The 12,313-nt window shown below is 48.1% G+C and carries 10 protein-coding genes; 3 read left to right on the forward strand and 7 right to left on the reverse strand.

What is annotated here, in order from left to right; translation table 11 throughout:
- The first annotated feature begins 331 nt into the window (after positions 1–331).
- Entirely contained in the window at positions 332–1,615 is a 1,284-nt protein-coding gene (locus HMPREF3091_RS12390; RefSeq protein WP_070716167.1) for an SLC5/6 family protein, read from the forward strand.
- Positions 1,616–1,797: 182 nt separating this feature from the next.
- Complete coding sequence (locus HMPREF3091_RS12395) at positions 1,798–2,934, forward strand: ABC transporter substrate-binding protein (RefSeq protein WP_070716169.1); 1,137 nt, start codon at positions 1,798–1,800, stop codon at positions 2,932–2,934.
- Between the two features lie 190 nt (positions 2,935–3,124).
- Here the strand turns inward: HMPREF3091_RS12395 and ssb1 are convergent, their stop codons facing one another.
- Positions 3,125–3,664 (reverse strand): single-stranded DNA-binding protein SSB1, encoded by a 540-nt coding sequence (gene ssb1, locus HMPREF3091_RS12400; RefSeq protein WP_004097018.1) that lies wholly within the window; start codon positions 3,662–3,664, stop codon positions 3,125–3,127.
- A gap of 533 nt (positions 3,665–4,197) precedes the next feature.
- Between ssb1 and uvrA the strand changes: the two genes are divergently transcribed.
- Positions 4,198–7,029 (forward strand): excinuclease ABC subunit UvrA, encoded by a 2,832-nt coding sequence (gene uvrA, locus HMPREF3091_RS12405; protein ID WP_035504353.1) that lies wholly within the window; start codon positions 4,198–4,200, stop codon positions 7,027–7,029.
- A gap of 104 nt (positions 7,030–7,133) precedes the next feature.
- On the opposite strand, the gene HMPREF3091_RS12410 is transcribed toward uvrA, so the two are convergent.
- The 6 genes from HMPREF3091_RS12410 to HMPREF3091_RS12435 form a co-directional block, all read right to left on the reverse strand.
- Positions 7,134–7,481, reverse strand: coding sequence for an MmcQ/YjbR family DNA-binding protein (locus HMPREF3091_RS12410; RefSeq protein WP_004097014.1), 348 nt, complete (start codon positions 7,479–7,481; stop codon positions 7,134–7,136).
- The gene (locus HMPREF3091_RS12415) at positions 7,474–7,902 is read right to left on the reverse strand and encodes a secondary thiamine-phosphate synthase enzyme YjbQ (protein WP_070716170.1); all 429 of its coding nucleotides are present in this window, start codon (positions 7,900–7,902) and stop codon (positions 7,474–7,476) included. Before HMPREF3091_RS12415 ends, HMPREF3091_RS12410 begins: the two co-directional genes overlap by 8 nt.
- 205 nt (positions 7,903–8,107) lie before the next feature.
- Positions 8,108–8,581 (reverse strand): DUF1097 domain-containing protein, encoded by a 474-nt coding sequence (locus HMPREF3091_RS12420; RefSeq protein WP_070716172.1) that lies wholly within the window; start codon positions 8,579–8,581, stop codon positions 8,108–8,110.
- Positions 8,578–9,849, reverse strand: coding sequence for a NupC/NupG family nucleoside CNT transporter (locus HMPREF3091_RS12425; protein WP_070716173.1), 1,272 nt, complete (start codon positions 9,847–9,849; stop codon positions 8,578–8,580). The genes HMPREF3091_RS12420 and HMPREF3091_RS12425 overlap by 4 nt, the downstream gene beginning before the upstream one ends.
- 132 nt (positions 9,850–9,981) lie before the next feature.
- Positions 9,982–10,920: a pseudouridine-5'-phosphate glycosidase gene (locus tag HMPREF3091_RS12430; RefSeq protein ID WP_070716175.1), complete on the reverse strand. Its 939-nt coding sequence runs from the start codon at positions 10,918–10,920 to the stop codon at positions 9,982–9,984.
- A complete protein-coding gene (locus HMPREF3091_RS12435) occupies positions 10,917–12,035 on the reverse strand; it encodes a PfkB family carbohydrate kinase (RefSeq protein ID WP_039184556.1) in 1,119 nt (372 codons plus the stop codon). Before HMPREF3091_RS12435 ends, HMPREF3091_RS12430 begins: the two co-directional genes overlap by 4 nt.
- Between the last annotated feature and the right edge of the window lie 278 nt (positions 12,036–12,313).

Raw genomic sequence — 12,313 nt, forward strand, 5'->3', positions numbered from 1 at the left:
GCCGCCTTGCTATGCTTCCAATTAATTCGAGGGGGGCGATAAGACCCCGGTTTTTTGTGCTGTAAAACTCAACTTTTGTGACTTTTTTATCAAAATTCTTTATCCTTCTCCCCGCACTTATTCCGCATAGGTTTTGTTTTCTATTTAACTCATTGTTTTTAAACGTTCTTAGAAATAACGAGTTACCGTTCGCGGAATTGAACACTGTGCTTCCTGCGCGATATGACCCAGAGGGTCAGCTCATAACAGCGATCTACAAAAGTGCAGGACACATTGGGCAGAACAGGATGTCTGCGTTGGCCCACGTTTCACAAAGAAGGTAAGTGAATTAATGAGTATTATTTCCCCTGATACTGGCCGGGTGGCGACAGAACGCCCGACCAAGTGGAATAAGACAGACACAGTCTGGATGTTTGGGCTTTATGCCACGGCGGTTGGCGCGGGTACGCTATTTTTACCAATCAACGCCGGCTTGAATGGTCCGTTAGTTTTGATTTTGATGGCTATTTTGGCCTATCCGTTAACCTATCTCCCGCACCGCGCTCTCAGCCGCTTTGTATTATCAGGTTCAAGCCGTGATGGTGATATTACCGATGTGGTAGAAGAACACTTTGGCATTTTGGCGGGTAAAGCCATTATGGTGCTGTATTTATTGGCGTTCTTCCCAATTGTGTTGGTGTACAGCATCTCCATTACCAATGCGCTGGATAGCTTCTTGATAAACCAGTTTCATGTAACACCGCCGCCCCGAGTTTGGTTGAGCTTGGCGGTGGTTGCTGCACTGAGTTTGATCCTGCGCACCGGTAAAGAGACGATTGTGGCAGCCATGGGGATTTTAGTTTTCCCATTGATTGTGTTCCTGCTAGGTATTTCGTTGTACCTCATCCCTTATTGGAACGTTCATGCATTTTTCTCAGGCCTTAGTCAGACGTCGGTGAGCGATCCGCAGCTTTGGCGTTCGCTCTGGTTGGCCGTGCCGGTCATGGTGTTTTCATTTAGTCATGCACCTATTATTTCTTCGTTTTCCTCAACGCAAAAAGGGTTATACGGGGAAGGGGCTGAGCGCCGTTGTGCGCGCATCATGCGCTACAGCTATATGATGATTTGTATCAGTATTCTGTTCTTTGTGTTTAGCTGTGTGATGAGTTTGTCACATGCTGAAATGCTGGCGGCTCGCGATGAAAACATCACTGTGCTTTCCAGCTTGGCGAATAAATTCTCGAATCCACTGATTGCGTATCTCGGACCTGTGATGGCTATTTTGGCGATGTCCAAGTCGTATTTAGGGACTTCGCTGGGTGTTACTGAAGGAGCGACTAGCCTGATCGATGGCGCATTTCGCACGGTGGGTAAGAAAGTTTCTTCAGGGGCAACACATAAAATCTCGGCGATACTGCTGTTTGCCATCACGTGGTTAGTGACGTTTCTGAATCCGAGCGCATTGCATATTATCGAGACTATCAGTGGGCCATTGATTGCGGTCATTCTGTTTATTCTGCCGATTTATGCGATTCATAAAGTGCCAGCGATGAAAAAATACCGCTCCATCACCAATCCGTTTGTCTTGATTATGGGGCTGATTGCGTTATCCGCACTGGTTTATAGTCTGTTCTAGACGCAAGCAGAACATCAAAGATGAAGCCGTGCTGAGAAGCGCGGCTTTTTTGTATTTACTCAGCCCATTAATACTTAGAAAAGCATTTCGTTTGTAATTAGGTCTAAGATTCTTTATTTTTACGTGCAAATAAAACTTATTATCATTACCAATTGACCTGCTGGTCATTCAAGGAGAGCTTTATGGCACGTAATTTCAACCGATTGGCGTTAGTCTGTATGCTTGCGCTGTCAGTCCCCGCGATCGCGACGACCTATCCTTTAACCGTCACAGATACGTCAGGGCAGACACTCACGCTGAAGCATGAGCCGAAGCGGATCGTGGTGCAGGATGGGCGCGATATTATGACGCTGGCGCTGCTTGACCGTGCCGATCCATTCAGTCGCATTGTAGCGTGGAACAATCTACTGAAAAAAAGCGATCCTGAAACTTTAGCCGTGCTCAACCAAAAATGGCCGGGTGAGGCTGAGAAAATTCCAGATATGGGGTTCAGTGATAAAGGGGAGGTGAACTTAGAAAGCGTTATTGCACGCAAACCCGATCTCATGATTGCGCAGCTGAGAGCGAAACCCGCGCTGGCAGATACGGGAGTATTGAAGCAGCTTGCGGCGCTGAATGTGCCTGTTCTTTTCGTGGATACCTATTTACAGCCGATCGCGAATACGCAGAAAAGTGTTCAACTGCTTGGCGAAGTGCTTAACCGCGAACATGAAGCGAAGGAATATACCGATTTTTATCAGAAGCATTTGCAGGAGATTACTTCTGTAACCGCTAAAGTGACGCCAAAACCTCGGGTATTCATGGAGGCTAAGGCGGGTGTTGGCGGGGCGGATGCATGTTGCTTTACGCATGGGCACGTTGGTTTTGGTGGCATGATTGAAGCTATTGGCGCAGAGAATCTGGGTTCTGCGTTATTACCCGGCGCCAATGGCGATATTGCGATAGAAAAAGTTATCAGCCTTAAGCCCGATGTTTACATAATTTCAGGCGCCCGCTGGAAGAACAAAAACAGTATCGCGGTTCCATTCGGTTACGGTGTCACGCAAAAGCAGGTGGATGATGGCTTTGCGAAGCTGGAAGCGCGTAATGGTTTTAATCAGATAAAAGCGGTGAAAGAGAACCGCTTGTATGGGATGTATCACAATTTCTATAACCATCCATATAATATTGTTGGCTTAGACTATCTCGCGAAGTTTATTTACCCACAGCAGTTTGAAGCGCTCGATCCTGCGCAAACTTACCGTACGATTATCTCGACCTTCACCCAGATCTCACCGGCGGATGCCATTTTTGGGGCACAGGCTCCGGTCAATAAATAATTCACAGCATAAGGCCGTATTAAGCGTAATGTCGTTCGTTTAAGAGATCGAGATACACGGGTCTACCACACCGTGGGGCGCTCCGGCGGCTTACGCCGCTACGACCCCATCGGTGTGCTCCCCCTAAAATCGAGCTTAAGTGAACGATGTTACGCAGTGCAGGGCTATTGGTTGATTTCTTTAATAGAAATCAGAATGGAATATCGTCATCGAAATCCATTGGCGGTTCATTGCTTTGTGGCTGAGCAGCTGGAGCACTCTGAGGGCGAGCCGCTGGCTGTGAGCCACCGCTGAACTGATTGCCCTGTGGCTGCTGAGGTTGACCCCAACCGCCCTGCTGACCCTGTGCCTGACCGCCGCCCATAGGCGCACCGCCACCTTGACGTCCACCCAGCATCTGCATGGTGCCGCCAACGTTTACAACAATCTCAGTGGTGTATTTTTCAACGCCCGCCTGATCGGTCCATTTACGCGTCTGCAACGCGCCTTCGATATAAACCTGAGAACCTTTACGCAGATATTCACCTGCAACCTCTGCCAGCTTGCCAAACAGCACTACACGGTGCCATTCAGTTTTTTCTTTCTGTTCGCCGGTTTGCTTGTCGCGCCAAGTCTCGGAGGTGGCCAGAGTAATATTGGCTACAGCACCACCATTCGGCATATAACGGACTTCTGGATCTTGACCCAGATTCCCGACAAGAATCACTTTGTTAACGCCTCTGCTGGCCATTTCGATTCTCCTGATGAAGTAAATTTGTACATACCCACTACAATTGTAGCCGCATCACAAAAGGTCTAACCCTTTTGTACAGCGCTTGCACTGGCCCAATCGGGCAAGGCCTAGCCAAATAACGCGACGGCAGCTTCAAGTATGGCGGGTGTAGTCTAAACCGTTAATTCTAACACGCCAGTGGCCTAACGGCATCACTGTTCGCTTCTGTGAAGTAGATTCCTCAATTGTTTAAGCTTAGAACAATTTTGCATTTATATACTGGATATTCATTCAGGTTTTATTGTGCCATAATTGATCGTTTCAAGCATCGTTGCGTACAGCCAAATTCGCTAAAAATCACCAGCAGGCCGCACCAGTGCTGGAAATGCGGAGTTTTTTGCGCTGAAAAACCTGACGGTGTTCAAGATTATCCAGAGCCTATCCCAATGGGTACTCTGTGGTCGTTGCCCTATGCCGCAAACAGTGCGGATTGGCAGAAATGCACCACAGATAAGCCTAATGAGATGGGTTCTTCATCCGGGAAGTCGTTAATGGATAAAATAGAAATACGGGGTGCTCGCACCCACAACCTGAAAAATATCAATCTGACCATTCCGCGCGATAAGCTGATTGTCGTCACCGGATTATCAGGCTCAGGTAAGTCTTCTTTAGCGTTTGACACACTCTACGCCGAAGGCCAGCGCCGCTATGTGGAATCGCTCTCGGCCTATGCACGCCAGTTTCTTTCGTTAATGGAAAAACCGGATGTTGACCACATTGAAGGTCTGTCTCCGGCGATTTCCATCGAACAGAAATCTACGTCGCATAACCCGCGCTCTACCGTAGGGACGATCACCGAGATCCACGACTATTTACGTTTGCTGTTTGCTCGCGTTGGCGAGCCACGCTGTCCGGATCACGATGTTCCATTAGCGGCGCAAACCGTCAGCCAGATGGTGGATAACGTATTAACACAGCCAGAAGGCAAACGTCTGATGCTGTTAGCGCCGATCGTGAAAGATCGTAAAGGCGAGCACACCAAAACACTGGAAAATCTGGCCGCGCAGGGCTACATCCGCGCACGTATAGACGGTGAAGTTTGCGATCTCTCCGATCCACCAAAACTAGAACTGCAAAAGAAACATAGCATTGAAGTTGTCGTTGACCGCTTCAAAGTGCGTGAAGATATGGCACAGCGCTTAGCGGAGTCATTTGAAACTGCATTAGAGCTTTCCGGTGGTAGTGCGATTGTTGCCGATATGGACGACAGCAAAGCACCCGAACTGCTGTTCTCGGCTAACTTTGCCTGCCCGATATGTGGCTATAGCATGCGTGAACTTGAGCCACGTCTGTTCTCCTTTAACAACCCGGCCGGTGCCTGTCCAACCTGTGATGGCTTGGGTGTTCAGCAGTATTTCGATCCGGATCGCGTAGTACAAAACGCAGAGCTTTCTTTAGCCGGTGGCGCTATTCGCGGTTGGGATCGTCGTAACTTCTACTATTTCCAGATGCTGAAGTCTTTAGCCGACCATTATCATTTTGATGTGGAATCTCCGTTCGAAAGTTTGGATGCCAAAACACAGAAAGCCGTGTTGTATGGTTCTGGCAAAGAATCGATTGAATTCAAGTACATCAACGACCGTGGCGATATTACAGTACGTAACCACCCGTTTGAAGGCGTACTGCACAATATGGAGCGTCGCTACAAGGAAACGGAATCCTCCGCCGTACGCGAAGAGCTATCGAAGTTTATCAGCAACCGCTCCTGTGCTTCGTGCCACGGTACTCGCTTACGCGAAGAGGCTCGCCACGTCTTTGTGGAGAACACTACGCTGCCAGAGATTTCCGATCTGAGCATTGGCAACGCGCTGGAGTTTTTCCGTGATATCAAATTGCAGGGTCAACGCGCGCAAATTGCCGAGAAAATCCTGAAAGAGATCGGCGACCGCCTAAAATTCTTGGTCAACGTCGGCCTGAACTATCTAAGCCTATCTCGCTCAGCAGAAACGCTCTCCGGCGGCGAAGCTCAGCGTATTCGCTTAGCAAGCCAGATTGGTGCCGGATTAGTGGGCGTTATGTACGTGCTGGATGAACCCTCTATCGGCCTGCACCAACGCGATAACGAACGCCTGTTGGAAACGCTAGTTCATCTGCGTAATTTGGGTAACACCGTCATCGTTGTAGAACATGATGAAGATGCCATCCGTGCCGCCGATTACGTGATTGATATCGGCCCTGGTGCGGGTGTTCACGGTGGTGAAGTCGTTGCCCAAGGCTCGGTTGATGAAATCATGGCGGTGCCAGAGTCGCTGACCGGCCAGTTCTTAAGCGGCAAACGTGAAATCGCGGTTCCTGACGAGCGCGTACCTGCGGATGCCACCAAAGTGCTAAAGCTTATTGGCGCCAGCGGGAACAACTTGAAAGACGTCACGCTGACACTCCCAGTCGGTCTTTTTACCTGCATAACCGGTGTTTCCGGTTCGGGTAAATCAACGCTTATCAACGACACGTTATTCCCGATTGCGCAACGCCAGTTAAACGGCGCTACGCTGTCTGAGCCTGCGCCTTATCGTGCGGTAGAAGGCATGGAACATTTCGACAAAGTTATCGATATTGACCAAAGCCCTATAGGTAGAACTCCGCGCTCGAACCCAGCAACGTACACCGGTATCTTTACGCCGGTACGTGAACTGTTTGCCGGTGTGCCGGAGTCACGTGCTCGTGGTTATAATCCCGGCCGCTTTAGCTTTAACGTGAAAGGCGGACGCTGTGAGGCCTGTCAGGGCGATGGCGTTATTAAAGTCGAGATGCACTTCCTGCCGGATATTTATGTGCCTTGTGACCAGTGTAAAGGTAAGCGCTACAACCGAGAGACGCTGGAGATCAAGTACAAAGGCAAGAGCATCCATGAAGTGTTGGATATGACGATTGAAGAAGCTCGTGAATTCTTTGATGCCGTTCCCGCATTGGCACGAAAACTACAGACGCTGATCGATGTTGGTCTGTCTTATATACGTTTAGGTCAGTCGGCCACAACGCTATCTGGTGGTGAGGCTCAGCGCGTAAAACTCTCTCGTGAGCTGTCGAAACGAGGTACAGGCCAAACGCTGTATATTCTGGATGAACCTACCACGGGCCTGCACTTTGCCGATATTCAGCAGTTGCTGGCGGTATTGCATCAGTTACGCGATCAGGGCAATACGATTGTGGTCATTGAGCATAATCTGGATGTGATTAAAACGGCTGACTGGATCGTCGATTTAGGTCCAGAGGGAGGCGGCGGCGGCGGGCAGATACTGGTATCCGGCACACCGGAAACGGTGGCTGAATGTGAGCAATCACATACCGCCAGATTCTTGAAACCATTGCTGAAAAAGAAATAATTCCTACCGATAACACCATGAAATGAATCAAGCGCCCCGATGGCATCACCATCGGGGCGTTTTATATTTTGACATTCGATATCCGCTAACTGGAAAAATAAAGACTAAAGCCCTTGGCGGGTTTGCTCACCAACATGGTTAAGCGCCAATGAATAAGAGCCGTCTACCAGCTTATAGAGCAATGAATCATTGAGCGTTCCATCAAGAAAGATGGTGCTCCAGTGGGCTTTATTCAGATTAGGACTGGGTACGATATCTTTATGCTCGCTGCGCAGTTGCGCGGCCTGCTCGCAGCTCATTTTTAGTGCGACGGCAGGACGCCCTTCGACATGATCAACCATCGCAAACATAACACCGCCCACTTTTACCTGATTGGCACGCCAGCGATTTTGAACGCTTTGCTCTGCCCCAGGTTTCGCCATGCAGTATTGCAGAAACGCCGAATTATTCATGAACAATATCCCCTTGTATAGTTGCGACGATCCGACGGCTACCGCCGTGCACGCGGTGTTCGCCGAACCATATACCCTGCCAGGTTCCCAACTGTAGTTTTCCCTTGCATATTGGCAACGTTAACGTCGTGCCAAGCAGCGATGACTTGATGTGCGCAGGCATATCATCTGCGCCTTCAGAGTCATGCTCGTAGGGAGCATCTTCGGATACCGTACGCATAAAATGACGTTCCATATCGTCACGGACAGTGGGATCACAGTTTTCATTGAGGGTTAACGACGCGGAGGTGTGCTGTAGCAGCAGATGCAATATTCCCACGTTGACAGAGGCTAACTGTGGAAGTTTTTCGATAATTTCATCGGTGACCAGATGGAAACCACGCGGTTTTGCATGCAAAACAATAGTGTGCTGATACCACATCTTCAGACGTCCTTAACTAGTATATTCTTTGTACAAATCACGGCAACTTTTGGGCATCAAAAGTTATGTAAAGGCGTAGTTAGCCTACGCTTCAACCACATAATTTGCAGTAGCCAATTCAATTTCGCATGGCAAACCAACGTAAAAAGCCCATGTACTTTTGGTACACAGGCTAAGAAAAATTATTGGTATTATTGAATATCAACTAGTTATAAACAGCGTGCCAGCGATTCGCCATCCATGTTCCGCTGCTTTGCATGAGAAAACCGAATATTCCCCCGAGACACAACGTCAAAACCACCGACAGCCACTCTGACTGGGATCCAAACAGCGCACAGGCACCAATAAAGCTACCGGGAACAAAACAAAGCGTACGCAGCCGCGATTGGGCACACATCATGAAAGATATCGCGCCCGTTATCACCGCGGCATAGCTAAAACCCGTTGAAGTCGTCAGCGCAATAGCAATAGCGGCCCAGCTTGCACCGCTAATATTCGCTGCCATACCGCAACATAGCCCTGCTAGCCCTTTGCTGGGGATCGCAAAATAGGTTGTACAGCCTAAGAAGCCAATCCAACTCATCAGCACGAGCTGCTCGGCTAACCATGCCCAAACACCGGATAAAACACCGGTGCTTAAAGCAAGGCAAAGCAGCAACCGAGTTTCACTTTTCATCATGACGCTATCGCTAGTGCTCCAAGGCCGATGAACAGGCCTGCAATGGTTGCGCTCATCAGATTAGAAAGCGTAGCCGCAAGCAGAGCACGTAATCCCAAGCGCGCAATGTCCGATGCGCGCTCTGGTGCGACTGCGCTGAAAGCCCCGACCACGACCGCGATTGAACCGAAGTTCGCAAAGCCACAGAGCGCAAAAGAGATAACGGCGATGGTTTTTGGATCTAGAGCACCAGCCGCATCCTTGAGATACGGAGAGAAATTCACATAAGCCACAAACTCGTTGATCGCCAGCTTTTGTCCGATCAACCCACCGGCTAGTGCCGAGTTATCCCAGCTAACGCCCATGATGTATGCCAGAGGTGAGAAAATATAGCCCAGCAAACTTTCGAGGCTAACGCCTGACCAACCAAACAGCCCACCAACGCCGCCAACAATACCGTTAATCAACGCAATTAATGCAACGAACGCCATCACCACCGTCGCTACACCTACGGCGATCTTAAGCCCTAACATCGCGCCACTCGCCGCAGCTTCAATCACGCTAGCTGGGCGCTTATCGCTAAATGACATCTGGCTAAATTCAACCTGAGACGCCTCCGTCGCCGGGCTCAGCATACGGGCAAACAAGATCCCGCCCGGAATCGCCATCAGCGATGCCGCCAGCAGATACTCAATAGGCACGCCTAAACCCGCATACCCAACCAACATAGAACCGGCAATTGACGCCATCCCGCTGCAAATCACCGTGAATAGCTCGTTGCGGTTCATTTTACTAATAAACGGTTTGAGCACCGCAGGGAGTTCATTTTGCCCAAGAAATATCGTGGTAACCGCAGCAAAAGCCTCCACTTTGCTCACGCGCATCATTTTCTGGAAAACATAACCAAGAATATTAATAACCCATCCCATGACACCGATATAATAAAGAATTGAGATCAATGAGGTAATAAAAATAATCGCAGGTAATACATGAAATGCAAATACGAATCCAGCACCGTCGAATAACACGTTCATTTTGGGGCCAACTAGACCACCGAAAATAAATGAGCTGCCAGCATCACTGTATGAAATAACCTTATTTACACCAGCAGCAATAGAGTTAACCAGCCACTTTCCCGCAGGGATATAAAGCATGACGGCACCGAGGATAACCTGTAGTAATAAGGCCGCACCAACTGTTCTTAAGCTTATTTTTTTTCGATTGTTAGAAAATATAAAGGCAATTAAAAGAAGAATAACGATACCGAACAAGCTGCGTAATAAGTCCATAAATCCGTCCTTTCAATATATACGTCTCTACCTGAAAGGGGATGAGAGCAAACAGATGCCCATCCACCTTTCAGGTCGGCGTTTTTATTTAGTTGTTAATATCAGGATAAAACTTAAGGAATAACGCTGTTTTTATGCTGCCGTTTCTTGGTAACAACGTGCAATCTGAGCAGCCAATTTTGCATTGTTGAATACCAATTGAATATTCGAGTGCAGGCTATCACCTCCTGTCAGTTCAGCCACTCTCGCCAGTAGGAACGGCGTACTATCTTTACCATGGATACCCTGTTCAACCGACTCCTGAACCGCCTGCTCAATGGCTGCATTAATTTTGGCTTCAGGCATCGCAAACTGCTCAGGGATCGGGTTAGCAATTACCATTCCGCCTTCTAAACCAGACTGCCACTTGGTCGCCATTGCCTTGGCAATCTGCTCAGGTTCGTCCAATTGGATGCTGACGGAGAATGGGCTAGTGCGGCAGAAAAATGCTGGTAATACCTGAGTCTGATAGCCAATCAACGGCACACCGTGCGTCTCGAGGTATTCCGTGGTGAGCCCTAAATCTAGAATCGATTTGGCACCTGCACAAATCACCGCCACGTTGGTTTTCGCTAACTCCTGTAGATCTGCAGAGATATCGAATGTTTGCTCGGCACCGCGGTGAACACCGCCAATACCGCCAGTAGCAAAGACATGGATGCCTGCCATTTCGGCGATAATCATGGTAGACGCCACGGTTGTTGCACCATTCTTCCCTGCGGCTACGATAAACGGCAGATCTCGGCGACTCACTTTTGCCACGTTGTGACCTTCTTTGCCAAGTAATTCAATCTCTTCGCGAGATAAGCCCGCTTTCATTCGGCCATTAATAATCGCAATCGTTGCCGGAACAGCGCCGTTTTCACGGATTTGCTGCTCTACCGCCAACGCCGTTTCCGCATTTTGTGGATAAGGCATGCCATGAGAGATAATGGTAGATTCTAAAGCAACAACAGGACGATTATTGGCTAATGCCTCAGCAACTTCCGGCGAAATATCCAGATACTCATTGGTCATAACGTTATTTTTCATGATTGTAATTCCAACAGTTTTTGAACACTGCCATTTGACAGATTAGGGTTATTGGTAAACTCGGATGAAAGGGTTAATGCAGAACATCCCTGTGCAAAACGAATGCTTTCGGCAAGCGTCATATCCTCCAGCCAACAGCTGGCCAGCCCTGCCATCATGGCATCACCGGCACCAGTGACGTTCACGATATTGACCGGCAGAGGGCTGGACCAGCCGCTTTGACCGTCAATTTCACTGTAATAAACACCCGCAGGTCCCATACTCAGCGCAATTCTCTGTACACCTTGTTCGTGGAACCATGCCGCCACAGCGGGAGCATCTTGCGGGCCAGTAATCGTCATCCCGCTAAGGATCTCAGCCTCAAGGCGATTCGGTTTCAGCGTATGAATATGTGATAACCAATTGCGGATTTTTGGTGCTTTGAATGCAGAGACCGTATCTACAAAGATTGGAACGCTACCTGCGTGGCTAAATAACCATGCCAGAGCATCTTCCGTCAGGTTACAATCCACCACTAATACACCCGCGTGCTGAATAAGATCTTTGGACGTTGCTAATAATGCCGGTGTTAGCTTCTCTAATATCCGCATATCATTAATAGCGACTAGCATTTCGCCACTTTCATCTAACAAAGAAACGTAGGTTGATGTGCTTTCGCCATGTAACTTGTGAAAACTATCAATATGGACACCGGCTAATTTTGCCTGTTCTAATAATGTATCGCCGTAAAAGTCATCGCCAACCACCGAAATCAAATGGCATTCACGACCTAATAAGGCAATGTTTTGTGCTATATTTCGCCCGACACCGCCGGGCGTGCACTTTATTTTCCCTGGGTTGGAGTCTTCATAAACTAATTTAGATGCAGAGTATCCGCAGACATCCATATTAGTGGAGCCTACAGTCACCACATAACTGTGTTCAGATAATATATATCCCTTTCCTTTGATATATCCTTTCTTCATTAAATTCATAATATGTCCTGCTACACCAGAGCGGCTAATACCTAAAACATCGGCAATTTCCTGCTGTGGGATCAAAGGATCACGTCTCAGAAGCTGCAATATCTGCTTTTCTCGGCTAGTCATATTGGACACTTGTTTGTTTTTAAACATGCGTTTGTTTTAAGCTGCTATTGGAAAACAGTAAAGCGAGATTTAGAAGTTTGAGAAGGAATTGGGAAGACGATCGTAATTAGTATGAATGCGTTTTCATCCTTTATTTTGTGAACTCTATCATGCTATCAATCTGGCCATTTATGCCTAAAATCCACAAAAACAAATCATTAAAAATAATGCAGAATTTTATTCTTTTAATAACGATGAAAAAACATGGAGATAGGAATTTTCTAAAAATATTCTAACTTTTGTTTGTTCAGCCAGTCATTATCGAT

The organism is Hafnia sp. HMSC23F03, from assembly GCF_001816025.1.
In the GTDB taxonomy this organism is placed as follows: Bacteria; Pseudomonadota; Gammaproteobacteria; order Enterobacterales; family Enterobacteriaceae; genus Hafnia; species Hafnia paralvei.

Bases quoted from the DNA above. Each gene is read 5' to 3' on its own strand.
- HMPREF3091_RS12425 (WP_070716173.1), bottom strand. From the start codon at position 9,849: ATGGACTTATTACGCAGCTTGTTCGGTATCGTTATTCTTCTTTTAATT.
- HMPREF3091_RS12420 (WP_070716172.1), bottom strand. From the start codon at position 8,581: ATGATGAAAAGTGAAACTCGGTTGCTGCTTTGCCTTGCTTTAAGCACC.
- uvrA (WP_035504353.1), top strand. From the start codon at position 4,198: ATGGATAAAATAGAAATACGGGGTGCTCGCACCCACAACCTGAAAAAT.
- HMPREF3091_RS12410 (WP_004097014.1), bottom strand. From the start codon at position 7,481: ATGAATAATTCGGCGTTTCTGCAATACTGCATGGCGAAACCTGGGGCA.
- HMPREF3091_RS12390 (WP_070716167.1), top strand. From the start codon at position 332: ATGAGTATTATTTCCCCTGATACTGGCCGGGTGGCGACAGAACGCCCG.
- HMPREF3091_RS12395 (WP_070716169.1), top strand. From the start codon at position 1,798: ATGGCACGTAATTTCAACCGATTGGCGTTAGTCTGTATGCTTGCGCTG.
- ssb1 (WP_004097018.1), bottom strand. From the start codon at position 3,664: ATGGCCAGCAGAGGCGTTAACAAAGTGATTCTTGTCGGGAATCTGGGT.
- HMPREF3091_RS12430 (WP_070716175.1), bottom strand. From the start codon at position 10,920: ATGAAAAATAACGTTATGACCAATGAGTATCTGGATATTTCGCCGGAA.
- HMPREF3091_RS12435 (WP_039184556.1), bottom strand. From the start codon at position 12,035: ATGTTTAAAAACAAACAAGTGTCCAATATGACTAGCCGAGAAAAGCAG.
- HMPREF3091_RS12415 (WP_070716170.1), bottom strand. From the start codon at position 7,902: ATGTGGTATCAGCACACTATTGTTTTGCATGCAAAACCGCGTGGTTTC.